General features: G+C 46.2%; 16 protein-coding genes and 2 riboswitches. Of the genes, 9 read left to right on the top strand and 7 right to left on the bottom strand.

The window, feature by feature from the left end; all coding sequences use genetic code 11:
- The first annotated feature begins 84 nt into the window (after nucleotides 1-84).
- The gene (locus tag AD710_RS14415; RefSeq protein ID WP_049628349.1) at nucleotides 85-918 is read left to right on the top strand and encodes an STAS domain-containing protein; all 834 of its coding nucleotides are present in this window, start codon (nucleotides 85-87) and stop codon (nucleotides 916-918) included.
- A 44-nt stretch (nucleotides 919-962) separates the two neighbouring features.
- Here AD710_RS14415 and AD710_RS14420 read toward each other — a convergent pair whose 3' ends face one another.
- From AD710_RS14420 to AD710_RS14430, 3 genes are read right to left on the bottom strand one after another with little or no spacing between them, the layout of a single operon-like run.
- A complete protein-coding gene (locus tag AD710_RS14420; RefSeq protein ID WP_049628350.1) occupies nucleotides 963-1,724 on the bottom strand; it encodes an energy-coupling factor transporter transmembrane component T family protein in 762 nt (253 codons plus the stop codon).
- Complete coding sequence (locus AD710_RS14425; RefSeq protein WP_049628351.1) at nucleotides 1,699-3,336, bottom strand: ABC transporter ATP-binding protein; 1,638 nt, start codon at nucleotides 3,334-3,336, stop codon at nucleotides 1,699-1,701. The genes AD710_RS14420 and AD710_RS14425 overlap by 26 nt, the downstream gene beginning before the upstream one ends.
- On the bottom strand, nucleotides 3,323-3,922 hold the full coding sequence (locus AD710_RS14430; protein ID WP_049628352.1) for an ECF transporter S component: 600 nt from the start codon (nucleotides 3,920-3,922) through the stop codon (nucleotides 3,323-3,325). Before AD710_RS14430 ends, AD710_RS14425 begins: the two co-directional genes overlap by 14 nt.
- A 181-nt stretch (nucleotides 3,923-4,103) precedes the next feature.
- Nucleotides 4,104-4,217, bottom strand: a riboswitch (TPP riboswitch).
- A gap of 148 nt (nucleotides 4,218-4,365) precedes the next feature.
- Here AD710_RS14430 and AD710_RS14435 point away from each other — a divergent pair.
- The 3 genes from AD710_RS14435 to mgtE all read left to right on the top strand — a co-directional run bounded on the left by AD710_RS14435 (nucleotide 4,366) and on the right by mgtE (nucleotide 7,719).
- Complete coding sequence (locus AD710_RS14435; protein ID WP_047475345.1) at nucleotides 4,366-5,628, top strand: glycosyl hydrolase family 18 protein; 1,263 nt, start codon at nucleotides 4,366-4,368, stop codon at nucleotides 5,626-5,628.
- Between the two features lie 91 nt (nucleotides 5,629-5,719).
- Nucleotides 5,720-5,857, top strand: coding sequence for a transcriptional regulator SplA domain-containing protein (locus AD710_RS19640; protein ID WP_116746191.1), 138 nt, complete (start codon nucleotides 5,720-5,722; stop codon nucleotides 5,855-5,857).
- A 106-nt stretch (nucleotides 5,858-5,963) separates the two neighbouring features.
- Nucleotides 5,964-6,129, top strand: a riboswitch (M-box (ykoK) riboswitch).
- Between the two features lie 234 nt (nucleotides 6,130-6,363).
- Nucleotides 6,364-7,719 (top strand): magnesium transporter, encoded by a 1,356-nt coding sequence (gene mgtE / locus AD710_RS14440; RefSeq protein ID WP_045925675.1) that lies wholly within the window; start codon nucleotides 6,364-6,366, stop codon nucleotides 7,717-7,719.
- Nucleotides 7,720-7,756: 37 nt separating this feature from the next.
- Here the strand turns inward: mgtE and tnrA are convergent, their stop codons facing one another.
- A complete protein-coding gene (tnrA, locus tag AD710_RS14445; protein ID WP_003154734.1) occupies nucleotides 7,757-8,089 on the bottom strand; it encodes a MerR family transcriptional regulator in 333 nt (110 codons plus the stop codon).
- Nucleotides 8,090-8,281: 192 nt separating this feature from the next.
- Here tnrA and AD710_RS19645 point away from each other — a divergent pair, with 192 nt between their 5' ends.
- The 4 genes from AD710_RS19645 to AD710_RS14460 all read left to right on the top strand — a co-directional run bounded on the left by AD710_RS19645 (nucleotide 8,282) and on the right by AD710_RS14460 (nucleotide 10,047).
- Complete coding sequence (locus AD710_RS19645; protein WP_101605506.1) at nucleotides 8,282-8,437, top strand: hypothetical protein; 156 nt, start codon at nucleotides 8,282-8,284, stop codon at nucleotides 8,435-8,437.
- Nucleotides 8,438-8,526: 89 nt separating this feature from the next.
- Nucleotides 8,527-8,709 (top strand): Fur-regulated basic protein FbpA, encoded by a 183-nt coding sequence (locus AD710_RS14450; protein ID WP_016936380.1) that lies wholly within the window; start codon nucleotides 8,527-8,529, stop codon nucleotides 8,707-8,709.
- A 142-nt stretch (nucleotides 8,710-8,851) separates the two neighbouring features.
- Nucleotides 8,852-9,316 carry a MarR family winged helix-turn-helix transcriptional regulator gene (locus AD710_RS14455; RefSeq protein WP_007610911.1) on the top strand — a complete coding sequence of 155 codons (465 nt, stop codon included), beginning with the start codon at nucleotides 8,852-8,854 and terminating at the stop codon, nucleotides 9,314-9,316.
- Nucleotides 9,317-9,492: 176 nt separating this feature from the next.
- Nucleotides 9,493-10,047 (top strand): YkoP family protein, encoded by a 555-nt coding sequence (locus tag AD710_RS14460; RefSeq protein WP_049628353.1) that lies wholly within the window; start codon nucleotides 9,493-9,495, stop codon nucleotides 10,045-10,047.
- 9 nt (nucleotides 10,048-10,056) lie between these two features.
- Here AD710_RS14460 and AD710_RS14465 read toward each other — a convergent pair whose 3' ends face one another.
- From AD710_RS14465 to AD710_RS14475, 3 genes are read right to left on the bottom strand one after another with little or no spacing between them, the layout of a single operon-like run.
- Nucleotides 10,057-11,892, bottom strand: a complete 1,836-nt coding sequence (locus tag AD710_RS14465) for a DNA ligase D (protein WP_049628354.1) — start codon at nucleotides 11,890-11,892, stop codon at nucleotides 10,057-10,059.
- A 2-nt stretch (nucleotides 11,893-11,894) separates the two neighbouring features.
- Complete coding sequence (ku, locus tag AD710_RS14470; RefSeq protein WP_049628355.1) at nucleotides 11,895-12,776, bottom strand: non-homologous end joining protein Ku; 882 nt, start codon at nucleotides 12,774-12,776, stop codon at nucleotides 11,895-11,897.
- Nucleotides 12,777-12,835: 59 nt separating this feature from the next.
- Nucleotides 12,836-15,250, bottom strand: coding sequence for a bifunctional diguanylate cyclase/phosphodiesterase (locus AD710_RS14475; RefSeq protein ID WP_049628356.1), 2,415 nt, complete (start codon nucleotides 15,248-15,250; stop codon nucleotides 12,836-12,838).
- Between the two features lie 135 nt (nucleotides 15,251-15,385).
- Here AD710_RS14475 and AD710_RS14480 point away from each other — a divergent pair, with 135 nt between their 5' ends.
- Nucleotides 15,386-16,021 (top strand): DedA family protein, encoded by a 636-nt coding sequence (locus AD710_RS14480; protein ID WP_416053613.1) that lies wholly within the window; start codon nucleotides 15,386-15,388, stop codon nucleotides 16,019-16,021.
- Nucleotides 16,022-16,027: the final 6 nt, after the last annotated feature.

Genomic DNA, 16,027 nt, shown 5'->3' on the forward strand with positions numbered 1-16,027 from the left:
TCAAATAATTGGATGGTTCAACGGCTTTTATTTTGATTCGGCATCAGCTGACGCTATAATTGGAAATGGGAAAGGAGAAGAGGTATGAAGATAAATGAAGCATTGTACGACTATTTTTCCGAACGGGTGGATCAAATTGCGAAAGAATGGATTGAAACGATGGAAGATTCGGATCCGAATTCGATTTACTCTTTGACAAATCCCGTCATCATAGAAGAGCTGATGGAGCAAGATAAAGAATTTTACCGGCATATTAATAAAATGTATATCATGCCGGAAAAAGAATTTTTAGAAGAGTTCGAGCGATGGGTGATTGAGCTTGCGAAAGACCAGAAGCATCTGGATACCCCGGTCCAGTATGTGGTCCGTGAATTCATGAGAAACCGGAGACTGTACATCAGTTATTATGATGCGTTTGCCGATAAACATGAATCTTCGTTTGCCGAGGGAGAAAGGAAGAGATGGGAGAATTTAATCGTTCAAGTATTTGATTTTACGATTTACACCTTTGTCGATCACGCCGAATATAATTCGAAAATGCAGCTGAATGCGCAAAGAGAAATGATTTTAGAATTAAGCTCGCCGGTTATTACGCTGAGCAATCGGACGGGGCTTCTGCCGCTTGTCGGCAATATTGACACGGAACGCGCCAAATACATTCTTGAAAATACGCTGAGTACATGTGCAAACCGGCTGATTGAGCATCTGTTAATCGACTTGTCGGGCGTAGTGGTTGTCGATACAATGGTGGCGCACCAGATTTTTAAATTAATTGAAGCGCTGAACCTGATCGGCGTTTCGTCCACTTTATCCGGGATCAGGCCGGAAATTGCCCAAACCGCCGTACAGCTCGGCATTAATTTTTCGGATATTACGGTTAAATCCAACCTCGCGCAGGCTCTCAATTATCATCAGTAACATACATACAAAACAGGCTGCCGAATCACTCCGGCGGCCTGTTTTTATACAAACAACAGTGAAATGAGACAGCTTGCGCCGAATAAAAGGAGCACGAGCATGAAAAAGAACCAGTCAGCGCGGCGCACAGTAACGGTTCTGTAAAACGTGCGGTTTCGGCTCCCTGTAAAGCCTTTAGATTCCATTGCGATCGCTGTGCGTTCCGCCTTTCTGATGGCGCCTGCCAAAAGCGGGATGGTAAAGCGCCTGAAGGCAAAGAGCTTTCCTTTCAGCCCGGAATCAGATGCCGCGCCTCTGATTCTGTGCGCCTGTCTGATAATCAGGATTTCATCTTTCAGAAGAGGTAGAAACCGGAACCCGGCGATCACGCCGTAAGCAAGCTTCGGCGGGAGCTTACATTGCTGAATCAGACTGAGCATAAACAGAATCGGATCGGTTGTGAAAAGAAACATCATCGACAAAGCGGAAAAACATAAAATACGAAACGCGATAGAAATCCCGAGCGCCGCATTATCACTGTTGACGGCAATCGGTCCGAGCTTAAACAGCAGATTGCTTTCGGTTGTCGGGACGTTTCCGAATACGGCGGCTGTCCATAAAGATCCGAAGGCAAGAATGACAAACGGAACCGTAAACAGCAGCCATTTTTTCAGCGGCACACGTCCCGCCATGAGTACGCCTCCGGCAATGATAATATAAAACAAAGCAGGCGTGTACGGGTTATAAATAAACGAAAGCATAATGACGCATAACAAAACAGCCGCCGCCTTAATTGACGGGTTAACAGCCTCCAGCCGCAGGTTCATTTCTCCGCCTCCTGTCGTGTTTCATCCATTCATACCGCAGGGGCAAAGCTAAATGCGCCCGCACCGCGATTCCGATATGATCAGAAAACAATGAGTCGGGCGTTCCGCGGTACACCAGCTTCGTGCCGCAGAGCACAACGATCGTATCGGCATAATCTGAGACGAGCTCCATATCATGTGTCACCATTAAAACAGCCGTTCCTTCCTTTTGGATCTCCTGAAGCATCAGCATGCACTCACGCGCCGTTTTTGCGTCCTGCCCGAAAGTCGGTTCATCAAGCAGCAAAACTTTCACCTGATGCATAAGCATCGTGGCGACGCTGAGCCTGCGTTTTTGTCCTTGGCTTAAAGAGAACGGATGCTGTGAGGCATAGCGTCTCAGGCCGAACCGGGTTAAGAGCTGAAGAGCTTTCTCCTTTGCGGCTTGACCGTTTTCAAAGCCGAACAGCAGCTCTTGAATGACGGAATCTGTGACAAACTGGTGTTCAGGATTTTGGAAAACATATCCCATCAGCCGCCGAAGTTCTTTTTCCGAATAGGAATCTACCGATCTGCCGTCCATTTTGATGTCTCCGCTCACAGGGCGGATGAGCTTGGCCGCGGCGGACAGGAGCGTGGATTTTCCGGTTCCGTTAGGGCCGGCAATCGCGGTGATTGACCCTTTTTTTACGGAAAAGCTCACGTCCTGAAAAATGGTGTCTGTTCCTCTTATGAATGACAGCCCGTGAACACTCAGCGCGTCCTCTGCCGAAAGCGCGGCGGGCCGGGGGCCGGGAAAGGGCGGTACAGGTTCTTGAAACAGTCTTTCTTTGCACAATGTAAAAGGAATGCTGACGTGCTCCTGCAATGAGATCACCCGCGGAATCGGAATGCCGAGCTGTGTCAGCTCTTCAAGTTTTGTTTCAAAGATCGCGCCCGTCTCTCCGTCCATCACTTTCTGACCCGTTCCGTCAAGGACAATTGTCCTGTCCATCCACGGCGCCCAATGATCAAGCTGATGCTCGATAACAAGAAGTCCGAAGCCTTTTTGGGCCTGCAGTTCTTTGATCAGCCGCACCAATTCACGCACGGAATATGGATCAAGCTGTGCCGTCGGTTCGTCTAAAATAATGAGTTCCGGTTCCATCGCAATGATACAGGCGAGCGCGACCTTTTGTTTTGAACCGCCTGACAGCGAGGCGATCGTCCGTGTTTTCAGATGAGTGATTTCTAATTTTTCCAAAACGTCCTCAATAATTAAGTCCATCTCTTCTTTTGTATATTGCAAATTTTCCAGACCGAAGGCTATTTCATCTTCAACCGTCAGCATGCAAAACTGCTGATCCGGATCTTGAAACACGACCCCGATGGATCGGGCGGCGGGTTCTGACAGGTCCGAAAGAGGTGTTCCGTATAAGGAAACGGTTCCCGTTTGAACCGCATCGCAAGCTTCCGGGTACAGACCGTTTAAACAAAGTGCGAGCGAGCTTTTGCCGCATCCGCTCGGCCCGAGCAATAAAACCCGTTCTCCTTTGCGGAGCTGAAATGACACGTCTTGAAAAACCGGCTTCTCATCCTGCTCATAAGAAAAGGTAAGACGGCGGGCCGATAGAAGGGGTTCAGATGCCTGCATCTTGATTCACCTGTTTCTTTTTCTTCTTGAATTCTCTTCCCAGCGCCATGCCGTTCAGCACCCCTGTGTAAGCCAGCGCATCACTGATTGCTTTGCCGAGAAGGCCGGCAAGAAGCGCACCTGAGACCAGGCGGATGAGAAGCATGACGGCTAATAAACCCGGATTCAAAACAGAGTATCCGGAAATGAACAAGTCATAAATGAAGCTCGCAACAGAAGACCCCATACCGGATAAAAGGAGCACGGGCAGGGTATACACCCGCCAGCGTGTCGCAAAAAAGACCGCTTCCGCACCGATTCCCTGCGCGATGCCGATCAGAATCACCATCGGCCCTGACGGATTTCCGAGTAAACACTCCACAAACGCGGCGATGATTTCAGAAATGAGCGCCGCTCCCGGTTTTTGAATAATGTAGGCGGCAATCACCGAGACGATAAACCAAATACCGTAAATCGGTTCGTAGCTCATCCGGCCGAAAAACCCTGCCGCTATATTGCTTGCATGAGTTGATAATAAATAAACGACAGCAAATACAACACTGATGACGGACATGACGACAATTTCTCTCATTTTCCAATTTTTCATTGTGATCTCCTGCTTTCTTATCGGATAGTCGTATGTATGAAAGAGTTGATTTTACGAAAGACGATTGATCGTAAGTTTCATATTGCAGTGTCCTCCCCCGTTTTTTAATGAAAAATAAAAAACTGCATATCCGAGGGAATATGCAGCAGCAGAACGAAAACGCATGGAAAAAACCCTGCGCTCCGGTCAATCTGCACTTCCCCACGCTGGTATTATCCAGATCGGGTTATAAGGGATCAAAACACGCCTGCCGCATGTTTTATCTCAGCCGATAACAGCACCCCTAGTGCGTTTCCTATACAGTTTTTTATGATGACATCATCATAGTTGATCATGTCTGATTTGTAAACAGCCTTTCTCTAAACAGAGTTTGGAATCGGACCGGAAGATCATTCATAAAGATAAGAAGAGCCCTTTTGATCAAAAGGAAACGGAGGACATCTATGTTTGTTCATACAGTGCAGTCTGGCGACTCGTTATTTTCCATCAGCAGAAAGTACGGATACCCTGTTGACAGCATCAGAAGCGTCAACGGGCTTGAGGAAACGAATATCGTTCCGGGGCAGGCGCTTTTGATCCCTCTTAATGAATATACGGTTCAGCCGAATGATACGTATGCCGTTATCGCAAGTAAAACTTATGTGCCGCAGATGCAGCTGATGCAGGCAAACCCGGATATTCCGCCGAACCGGCTGCGGCCGGGTTTGAAAGTGAGAATTCCGGATATCTCCAACTATCTGGCGGGAACCCTGCAATTTTATGTTATTCGGACACCTGAAGCGGACAGAGAGCTCATTAATGATTTTGCACCCTATTCATCGGCGATTTCTTTGTTTGAATATCATTTTGGTCCGAACGGAGATATCATGAATGATTTAAACGATAGAACCGCGATAGAAACCACATGGCAAAACAGAGTGCGGCCGCTTGCGGTTATCACGAATCTGACAGAAGGAGGGTTCAGCCCGGAATTAGCCCATCAAGTCCTGCAGAACCCGACGGCGAGAACGAACCTCGTCAATAATATCGTCTACCTGACCGTAAGAAAGGGATACGGCGGTGTAAATATTGATTTTGAACGGATCAGGGAAGCCGACCGGGACCTGTTTACAGGATTTCTCCGGCAGTTAAAAACCAGGCTCTCAGAGCATCAGCTCGCGCTAACGATATCGGTTCCGGCGAAAACAAATGAAGCGGTGCCGTGGCTGAGGGGATATGATTACGGCGGAATCGGAGCCGTCGTCGATTATATGTTCATCATGGCGTACGACTGGCACCACGCCGGCAGTGAGCCGGGACCCGTAGCGCCTTTGACGGAGGTCAGAGAAACCATCCATTTTGCCATCAGCAGGGTGCCGAGAAGAAAGGTGATTCTCGGTGTGCCGCTGTACGGATATGATTGGGTGATTCCGTACCGCCCCGGGACGATCGGATCGGCGATCTCCAATCAGCGCGCCATGGAAACCGCCATGAAATATCAATCAGTGATCCGCTACTCTCAGAGGGATCGCTCCCCTTACTTCCGGTATACGGATGAAAATGGAAGAACGCATGAAGTATGGTTCGAGGATGTGCGGAGCATGAGTGAAAAAATGGTTCTCGTGCGGGAATTCGGACTGCAGGCGATCGGCGCGTGGCAATTAACGCTCGGCTTCAAACCGGGTCCGTGGCTGTTGCGGAACTTTTTCACCATCCGAAAGATATAACTGCATTGTCCCGCTTTTGCGGAGAGTTTTTCTTTCTTATGATAACGGATCTTCTTTTGGACAATCTAAAGTTGAAAAGGAGGTCTGTTCTGTGAAGAAAAGGGAAGAGCAGTATATCAACGAGGCTGAGTATGTACCGCACCCGACAAAAGAAGGGGAATACGCGCTCATGCTGCATGAATCATATCATTTACTTTCAGAAGAAGATGAAAGCGATTTGCCGGAATAAGGGCTTTATGCCTTTATTCCGTTTATTTTATAGGCATATGCTGAAATAACAATTTAAAGGTTGACACATTCCTTTTTTTTCTGTAATCTCAGTGTGTCAATTCAAATAACAACTTCGTTAGGTGAGGCTCCTGTATGGAGATACGCTGCTGCCCAAAAATGTCCAAAGACGCCAATGGGTCAACAGGAATCATCGACATAAGGTGATTCTTAACGCAGCTGGATGATTGTCCTATGCCATACAGTGCTAAAGCTCTACGAATGAAGGCCCCGCACGTTTATTTGCCGTGCTTGTTTTCGCCTTCATTTCGGAAGGTTTTTTTTATGCCTCAAAACGTACATGACTGAGCATGATAAGGAGGTGCGGAGTATGGATTCTCCCCATTCGAGTATGTCAGAAGAAGTACCCATATACAGCCAGATAACCAGTGACGACATGATGAGGAGACAAACCGCCGCACTTCCCTTGACGGACGGCGCGTCTCCGTAAAGGAGGTACGAGTCCCGATGGTCCAAAACATGACCTATGACGAACTCATATTACGCATTATCATTTTATTGCGGGACGGAAAAATAAAAGAATTCCGAAACATGATAGACGAGCTTCAGCCCTATGATATGGCCTTTTTATTTAAAGAAATGCCGGAAAAGCACCGGGCCCGCTATCTGTCATATATGACGGTTGATGACATCACCGACATGATCGGAGAGCTGGAGCGGGAATTTCAGCTTGCCGTTCTCCATAAAGTCGGTAAAACGAAAGCCACTCTCGCAATGAATAAAATGGATAACGACGATCTCGCCGCTTTGCTGGAAGAGATGGATGAAGAGCTGAAAGAGCAGCTTTTGTCCAGCATGGAAGCCGAGGAATCAAAGGCCGTACAGCTTTTGATGAACTATCCGCAAGAATCCGCGGGCCGGATGATGACGAACCGCTTCGTCTGGATTCCGCAGCATTATACAGTAAAAGATGCGGTCGTGAAGCTGAAAAGCTTTGCGGAAATCGCAGAATCAATTAACTACTTGTACGTGATTAATGACAGCAAGCAGCTTGTCGGGGTGCTGTCTTACAGAGATTTAATTCTCGGCGAGCCTGACGATAAAGTGCAGGATCTCATGTTTACGCGTGTCATCTCGGCCGGGGTGCTCCAGGATCAGGAAGAAGTCGCCCGGCTGATCCAGCGGTATGACTTTTTAGCCATTCCCATCGTTGAAGAAAATAATGTGCTTGTCGGCATCGTCACTGTCGATGATATTATCGACGTCGTGATTAAAGAGGCTGATGAAGATTACGAAAAATTCGCCGCCTCCGGTAAGGCGATTACATTTGATACGAAAGCGTACGTGGCGGCGTACCGCCGCTTGCCGTGGCTCATTCTCCTTTTGTTTATCGGATTGATTTCCGGAAGCATCCTGAATTATTTTGAAGATACATTGCAAAAAGTGGTCGCCCTCGCATTTTTCATGCCGATGATCGCGGGAACGACGGGAAATACAGGCACACAGTCGCTCGCTGTCGTTATCAGAGGATTGGCTAAAGAAGAAATGAATAAAAAAACCATCTTTAAGCTGATTTTCCGGGAATTAAGAGCCGGCATCTACATCGGTATTGTCTGTGCGATTGCGATTACAATTGTCGCAACCGTCTGGCAGAAAGACTTAACGCTCGGTTTTGTCGTCGGTTCATCGCTGCTTGCAACGCTGATTATCGGTACGATGGCCGGAACGATCGTCCCTATTATTCTTCATAAACTGAACATAGACCCGGCGATTGCATCCGGGCCGCTGATTACGACGCTGAACGATATTTTGTCCTTATTAATTTATTTCGGCATTGCAACTGCATTTCTTCATGCTTTATAAAAAAAGGTCCGTCTCATTAGGAGGCGGACTTTTTTTGTCAGCGGTTTTTATATTTAAAATGAGCATTAAGCTGTCCTTCCAGCATTTTCTTGCGGAGCTGCGGGTCGTTTTTGAGGGCCTGCTCTTTTTTGCGCATGTCTTTTAAAATCTCAGCAGTCTGCACGCCGTCCTCACGCTTGTTGGCAATATCCATCAGCCGCTCAACGTCCGCGAAGGAATATTTTCTCGTTCCCCGCGATGAGCGCTGCGGGTAAATTAATTTCCGTTCTTCATAGTATCTGATCTGCCTGACTGACAATCCGGTTAATTCGCTTACAATGCCGATCGAGATTACTTTTTTATCTTTGTAAGATTGTTCGTCTGTCGTCATTTTTCCACCCCTGGATGTCTTTTACTCATATTATATAAGAAAAAAAGAGAAAAAACCTGACGCTTGTCAGGTTTTCTGACGTGAAATAGAAGATTTTAGAAAAAAAGCGTCAGAAAAATTAACAAGGTTAATGCATGGCTCTGTATCCCGTTTTATGCTTACTTTACAGATACAATGAGAGGAAGGATATGAATGGAGAAAGAAAAAGCGGTTTCGCTGGCAAAAGAAATCATTGAATTAGATATGAAACGCGATGAAATGCTGGAGACGTTTATGCAGCTTGCCGGGGAACACGCTTTTCCGCTGCTCAGAGCCGTCCAGAACGGACTTTACCGAAAAACATCATAATTCCACATAAGTTTTACAATGGCTTCATACGTCATTGAAATAAAAGCGGTATTCTGATCATAGAATAACGGAAAACAAAGGAGGGCGTCATGAGTCATTTGTTTCAAAATGCACTGGACAAAGAGAGAAACCATTATTCCAAAAAGCTTCTTCAGATCGGAGTCTATACGAAAGAAATACTGAACTCCATGACAATCACGGAGCTGAGAAAGGAATACGCGTATTTTTTCCGGAACATTCCCTATAAAGAACGAAACCCTTATACAAATTAAATGATGTATAAGGGTATTTTTTTATATAAAAAAGAAGGAATTCTGAAAAACGGCACGAATAGAATATAAAACAAAGAACGACTCTTATGAATTGTAAGGGTTTACATTATTTTTTTATAAAAATCTTAAATACGGGGTAGATATGATGAGATTATCATTTAATGAAGAAGAAGTGATGCGTTCGATGAATTTGTACAAAGTTTTTGCAAGGGCTTTCAAAAGTGTGTCTGAACACAGTATCCGCGACAGTAAAGAACACGGTTTTAATCCGACTGAATTTGCCGTTTTGGAGCTGCTGTATACGAGAGGCCCGCAAAAGCTCCAGCAAATCGGGTCGCGTCTTTTGCTTGTCAGCGGGAATGTCACCTATGTCATCGACAAGCTTGAAAGAAACGGGTTTTTGGTCAGAGAACAAGACCCGAAGGACAAACGGTCTGTTTACGCCCATTTAACTGATAAAGGAAATGAGTATTTAGACAAAATTTATCCGATTCATTCATTGAGAATTGCGAGAGCGTTTTCAGGACTTATGCCTGAGGAACAGGAACAGCTGATTGCCTTATTGAAAAAAGCGGGGATTCACAGCCAGCACTTGCTTTTCCGTTAAAAGAAAGCGGATACAAACACTCTTCTTCAAGGAGAGTGTTTTTTTCTGTCCGACGGTAGAGCCTGAAGCCGATTTTGCATATGCTGATACAGGGCGGCATCATTATTTACCAATCATAATGTGACATGCCCCATGCCAAAATATGAAAGTGCTTTGAATATAAAGAAGGTGAACGTGTGAGAAGCTGTCTGCTGACTATATGGTACTTACTTGATCCGCTTTATTTCTTCTTTACCCGGCTGACGCTGATTGATAAACAGCAATCGAATGTATTCCGCGTTCGTTTGACAAGATATAAAGGGAAAGAGGTCATCCTGAGCGACGGAACCAGAATTGAAAAAAATGACGTGTTAGTCAAGATTCATCTTCATAACGTCAAACTCCTGAAAGAGCTGCAGCCTATTGAAAGCGCGGTCAGAAGGGGGATTATGCTATATCAGAAGGTTTATCAATCCATGCCTCATTTAGCTGATTATATTAACCAGCATAAACGGAAAGACGAGATTAAAGGCGTCGTCGGCATTACAATGCTTCATAAAGGGGCGGCAAGACTCGGATTTGATGTGATAAAGCCCTCCAGCTGCTGCTACAGGCTGTTTAAAAAAGCGGCACATATTCCGATTTTATATTTTACTGAAAAACAGCTCACCCTCAAAAACATTCCTTATTCCTGCTATTTATTCATTTCCAAAGAAAAACTGATGTGCACGTATCAGACTGAAAAGAGCTGACGAAAAGCGTCAGCTCTTTCTCTTGATTTGCTCAAGCACGTTTGAAAGCGGGCCGTCCTGCGGATTCCGGTAAAAATCATAAAACGGATCTCCCTCTGTCCTGACCCGATTCACCACTGTATCAATCGTATAATCATCGGGTGTTAAAGAGGAGTTGACTTCGTTCCAATAAAGAGGGGCGGCAACCGTTCCTAGTTCATTGCCCCGGGTCGAATAAGGAGCGATGATCGTTTTTCCTTCGGCATGCTGCAAATAATCAAGGTAGAGCCTGCCGTTTCTGTTTTTGATAAACCGCTCTGTCGTAAAAAGATCCGGACGTGTCCTGACGCAATAATCGGCGATGAGCATTGTGAACGCACGGGTCTCCTCATAGGTGAATGCTTCCGGTGAAAGCGGGATGTAGAGCTGAATGCCTTTATTCCCGGAGAGCTTCGGGAATGATGTAATGCTGAATGAGTCAAACAGCTGTTTCAGCACATGCGCCGCCTCCACGGCCATAGGAAAATCGTTCCTTGAAGGAGGATCAAGGTCAATGACGATTTCTGCGGGCCTTTCAGAATGCACGGTCTGAAACGGAACGTGAAATTCCAGCGCCAGCTGATTGGCGAGCCATAAAAGAGACGGTATGCTGCTGCATACGATGTGTTCGTGGCTCCCGTCAAATACGCTTGAGACAAAGTCCGGCGTGTAATCCGGTTTGTTTTTTTGAAAAAAAGATTCGCCCGGCGCCCCATGCGGATAACGGATCACCGTGACGGCCCGATCTTTGAGAAAGGGCATAAGAAAATCGCTCATCTTCACCATATAGCAAAGGAAATCCTCTTTCTTTTTTTCAGCCTTCTTAAAAACGGTCTTGTCCAGGCTTGTGAACTGCAGTTTCGGCGGCAGCGTTTTAGAACGGAGGATAAGCTGCTGATACGTACATTCAGTCCAATCCATTTCAAACTGAAAAGAAACAAAAGACACTTCACGCAGCGTGTCCTGCAATATGGTTAAATACTGCACGGTCATACAGATGGAAGGCTCAAGTATATACTCGCCGCTTTTTTGTTTTTGGCCGTGAGTCTCCATAATGGTTCTGACGGCGTTTTTTTCTTCCGCCTGCATGCCGTGGGAAACGGAAGCGATCGGGACAATGGTGCCGTCTTTTAATACCGAGGCCGTCACATACCCGTTCTTCGGATTAAACCCGGTTAATAGCACGTGAGCCGTTTTCATATGTTTATACTTCTGCCAGTCGGGAGACCGTTTATTTTCCGCCCAGCCGCTTGATGCTTTTTTTGCTACTATTCCTTCTCCGTCATACCGGACGACCTTGTCCCAGAGCGCTTCAAAGTCAGTGTGCTCTGGAATGTACTGAATCGCTTCCTCCGCTAAGTGATGGGGGCTTTTCGGAAGATTTGCTTCTTCAAACAGTTTGAAAAGGGCGCGCTTCCGCTTCACATACGGCAAGGAGACGGTGCCGGCCCCTTCCAGAACCAGGAGATCAAATGCCAGAAAGCGGCAAGGCCGTCTATTGGCGGTGCTTTCAATGGCTTCCGCCCGTTTTAAACGCCCGCGGATTTGAATATGTTCAAAGTCCGCTCTGTACGGATTGATTAAATAGACAAGCTCTCCGTCAAGCGTAATGGGGAACCGGTCTTTCATGTGCTGAAAACACCGTGCCGCAAAAGCCGTGATTTCCGGAAATTGATTCGTCAGCGTCTGGCCGTTTCTGCTGGTCAATGTGACGCCGCTTTCGTCTATGCGGAGAAGACAGCGGAATCCGTCATACTTTACCTCATAGCGCCACTCACTGCCTATGGGCGGTGAAGAGGTCAAAATCGGCTGCATCGTCAGCACCATGATTAAGACGTTCCGGCTTTTTGTCTGGTCGTCTTCCGCTTTTTGCCTTCGCCGCCTGCAGGTGCGGCGTCTTTTGTCCGTGCCGGTGCAGCCTGCTCGCGATTCGGCCGCTTCGTCCGGTCGATGCTTGCCTGAAGGGCGCTGACAAGATCAATGACATCTTCGCGCGGGCCGGCAGCAGCCGGTGTCACGCCCGCTTCTTCATGTTCAAGCTTATCATTAATTTTGGCGAGAAGGGCTTTCCGGTATGTGTCTTCGTATTGCTCTGGCTCAAACTCGGTTGTCAGCTCATTAATTAACGTAATCGCCGTCTGCAGCTCTTTTTCATTAACGGCTGTCTGCTCCGGAACGCCCGGCACATGTCCGGCGTTTCGGACTTCATCCGGATAATGAATGGATTCCATCACGATGCAGTTGTCATACACCCGAAGAATCGCAAGCTGCTGCTTAGAACGGATCGTAATAGAGGCAATCCCGATTTTACCGGTCGTCCTCAGCGCTTCCCGCAAAAGTGTATAGGCTTTTGTGCCGTTGTCTCCAGGGCCGACATAATAAGACCGGTTAAAATAAATCGGATCAATCTCTTGCAGCTGGACAAAGTCAACAATCTCAACCGCTTTTTCTTCGTGTTCCTGCTTTACGTCTTTCAGGTCTTCGTCTGTCAAAATGACGTATTTTCCCTTTACATACTCATAGCCTTTAACGATTTCATCCGGCTCCAGACTCTTTTCACACCCGGTACAGATCTTTTCGTATTTAATCGGCGCATGATCTTCTTTATGAAGACTGCGGAATTTTATATCTTTATCTTCAGTGGCCGCAAAGAGCTTGACCGGGATATTGACGAGGCCGAAACTGATCGAACCCTTCCACATCGTGTGCATGAATAAAAACTCCTTTTTTCTTTATTGTGGATAATCGGGTCCGTTCCATGTGTAGAAACTTATGGGTGGCGCGGCGCTTCATTGAGGAGCCGTTCAATCTCCTCAGGAGGCAATGGCCTGCTGAAATAGTATCCCTGGAGAAAATCGCATCCTTTTTCATCTAAAATCTTTTTTTGCATCGCCGTTTCAACCCCTTCAGCAACGACTAAAAGAGAAAGCTGATGGCCCATGGCAATAATGGCGCCGGTGATCTGCGCAGATTTAGGATGTGTCTGGAGATCATCTATAAATGATTTATCTATTTTCAATCTGTGAATCGGAAAGTCCTTCAAGTAGCTGAGAGAACTGTGACCCGTTCCGAAATCATCAATGCTTACACTGATTCCCAGCTCAGTTAGTGCGGTAAGCACTTTTTTGCTGTGCTCGTGATCCTCCATTGTCATGCTTTCGGTCACTTCTGCTTCAAGCAGCCGGGGAGGAAGCTTGTAATGGGAAAGTGTTTTCTGAATAAACGGAACCAGTTCTTCTGATTGAAACTGTTTGGCCGAAATATTAATGGCGACTGGAAGGTGGTATCCTTTTTCATGCCACTCCTTCGCCTGCCGGCACGCCTCGGTGATGATCCATTTGCCGAGGTCAATAATCAGCCCGGTTTCTTCGGCAGCCTGGATAAAGTCTCCGGGATTCTTCAGTTTCCCATCCGCGCCGGCCACTCTCAGAAGCGCTTCAGCTCCCGTGATGAGCTGATCAGAAGAGCTGTATTGAGGCTGATAATGAAGGACGAACCTTTTTTTCTCAATCGCTTCTCTCAGCTCCATCTCAAGCCGAAGCTTTTTCGCTTCTTTTTCTCCGATTTGGGCAGAGTAATATTTGTATTTGCTCTTGTTTCGGTCTTTGCAGGCGTACATCGCCATATCGGCTTTTTTCATCAGTTCCATCCCGTCCGACCCGTCTTTTGGAGAGACGGCGATGCCGATGCTGACAGAGGTAATCAGCTCGTGCTCCTGAATGGTAAACGGTTTTTCGAACTGCAGGATGATCTGTTTTGCTAAATCATCAATGTCATCATTCTCATCATTCTCAGAAGGGACGTCAGTTAAAATAATAATAAATTCATCACCGCCAAGACGAGCGATAAAACCATTATCCGGGATGATGGAGGAGAGCCTCTGAGCCGCTGATTGAAGAAGTCCGTCTCCGGCATTGTGCCCGAGCGCATCGTTAATAATCTTAAACCGATTTAAATCGAGAAAGAACACAACGGTCAAGCGTCCGAATGAATGATCTCTTTCCAGAACTTCTGTCAACCGCTGAACGGCATGCCGTCGGTTCGGCAGGTCTGTCAAAGAATCATAATGCGCCATACGGTGAATGTCCTTCTCGGCTTTCCGCTGTTTGGTCATGTCTTTGCAGATGACATATACACTGTCCAGTCCGTTATCGACCAAAACGGGGATAAAGGTAACATTAATATAAAATAAGCCGACGTCTGTTTTCAGATCAGCATCAATATGCAGGGCCTGCTGTTCTTTTTTTACCTGTTTAAAATAAGTTTTCAGCTGTCTGCTGATATGCCGGCGCCAATTTTGGCTGTCCAGTCCGAAATTGTGTTTCATCTCGGCTCCTGCTTCATTAGAGTAAAGAATTTTACCGTCAGGAGATAGGATGAAAATAGGGTCAATATTATGATTGATTAATGATTGGAACCGCTGTTCATGGTCTTTCATCCGTTCATTGTGGCGGAAAAACTGACGATCGAAATGTGAGCTGAAAAACAATAACATCTGAAAACAAAAGATGATCAGCGTAATAAAAACGGACCAATGAAACGAATGAATTTCCATATCGTTTTCCGGCTTTCTCATGTCTTCATAAAATGAGGCAGCCATCATTCCGGTATAATGCATCCCTGAAACGGCCGCGCCCATGAAAACAGAACCGATGATTTTGTGAAAAGTAAAAGGTTCCGTCGGTTTTTTCGCTGCCAAACCGAAAAATACTTTCAGCGAAATGAAAGAAGAAGCCATGGCAATCAGAATAGACATACAGAACAAAAAGGGATTATACATAATCATTACCCGGGAAATGGCCGACATTCCCATGTAATGCATGAGAGAAATTCCCGCGCCCATAAAAACAGATCCGGTAATCAGCCGGCTGAATGTTAAGATTCTCCGGCTGACAATGTATAAAGCCGCAAAAGATCCGGAAATCGCGGCGGCTGCAGAAAAGAACATCGGCACAGCTTCATAATTCATGTGCATGTTCATATAAACGGCAAGCATTCCGACAAAGTGCATTGACCATATGCCGAAACCCATGATAACTGAACCCATAAACAGCCACAGCTTACTGTGAATCCCCGTTTTGAGCGTTATTTTTCTGGAAATTTCAAGTGAAGTAAACGCCGCCAGACAAGCAATCAGGATGGATAGCCCGACAAGCGGGACATTGTATTGTACATGTAATTCCAAAAGATGATTCCTCCTACTACTACCGATCTGAAACGATCCTCATTTATATCGGCGCGGCATAAAAATATTTCAGTTTCGAGGTTTTGTGTTAAAATGATTCTTAAGATTCGGAATACAAAATGCCTGGAGTGATAAATCATCGAAGGTTTTATCATATCAATAATAGAAGCGTTTAAAAGCTTATCCTACGCCGGAATTTTTTTGGCGCTGAGTATAGAATTCATCCCGGCGGAAATTGTACTTCCGCTTGCAGGCTACTGGGTGTCAAAAGGGGATATGACGCTTGCCGGAGCCGTGATTGCCGGATCGCTCGGCGGTGTTTCGGGTCCGCTGGTCTTATATGGAATCGGAAGGCTGGGGGGCCGGCCGTTTTTGCTGAAGTATGGAAAGTATATATGGATAAAGCCCGAATCGCTTCAGAAATCAGACCATTTCTTTCAGAAACACGGAGGTTTGGTAGCGTTCAGCGGCCGTTTTATACCGGGGGTCAGGACGCTGATTTCTCTGCCGTGCGGAATTGCGAAAATGAATGTCTGGGTGTTTTCTCTTTATACATATGCAGCGATGCTCCCGATTACGTTTGTTTACGTATACCTCGGAATGAAGCTCGGGGAAAATTGGAAAAGCGTCGGTTCCATTCTTGATCAATATATGCTGCCGCTCGGTATATTCATTGTCTTGCTTCTTGTCTTTTATCTGCTTTTAAAGAGAGGAAAGCAACGGGATAAAACAGAAAAAATTTCTCAATTTGTTAAAAAAGTTAAGCGTTGACAAATG

The organism is Bacillus sp. JFL15 (assembly GCF_001184225.1).
Classification (GTDB): Bacteria; Bacillota; Bacilli; order Bacillales; family Bacillaceae; genus Bacillus; species Bacillus siamensis.

Coding starts and splice junctions, on each gene's coding strand:
- AD710_RS14450 (WP_016936380.1), top strand. CDS start 8,527: ATGAGTCATTTGTTTCAAAATGCACTGGACAAAGAGAGAAACCATTAT.
- AD710_RS14420 (WP_049628350.1), bottom strand. CDS start 1,724: ATGAACCTGCGGCTGGAGGCTGTTAACCCGTCAATTAAGGCGGCGGCT.
- AD710_RS14455 (WP_007610911.1), top strand. CDS start 8,852: ATGATGAGATTATCATTTAATGAAGAAGAAGTGATGCGTTCGATGAAT.
- ku (WP_049628355.1), bottom strand. CDS start 12,776: ATGCACACGATGTGGAAGGGTTCGATCAGTTTCGGCCTCGTCAATATC.
- AD710_RS19645 (WP_101605506.1), top strand. CDS start 8,282: ATGGAGAAAGAAAAAGCGGTTTCGCTGGCAAAAGAAATCATTGAATTA.
- AD710_RS14465 (WP_049628354.1), bottom strand. CDS start 11,892: ATGGTGCTGACGATGCAGCCGATTTTGACCTCTTCACCGCCCATAGGC.
- AD710_RS14425 (WP_049628351.1), bottom strand. CDS start 3,336: ATGCAGGCATCTGAACCCCTTCTATCGGCCCGCCGTCTTACCTTTTCT.
- mgtE (WP_045925675.1), top strand. CDS start 6,364: ATGGTCCAAAACATGACCTATGACGAACTCATATTACGCATTATCATT.
- AD710_RS14415 (WP_049628349.1), top strand. CDS start 85: ATGAAGATAAATGAAGCATTGTACGACTATTTTTCCGAACGGGTGGAT.
- AD710_RS14435 (WP_047475345.1), top strand. CDS start 4,366: ATGTTTGTTCATACAGTGCAGTCTGGCGACTCGTTATTTTCCATCAGC.
- AD710_RS14430 (WP_049628352.1), bottom strand. CDS start 3,922: ATGAAAAATTGGAAAATGAGAGAAATTGTCGTCATGTCCGTCATCAGT.
- tnrA (WP_003154734.1), bottom strand. CDS start 8,089: ATGACGACAGACGAACAATCTTACAAAGATAAAAAAGTAATCTCGATC.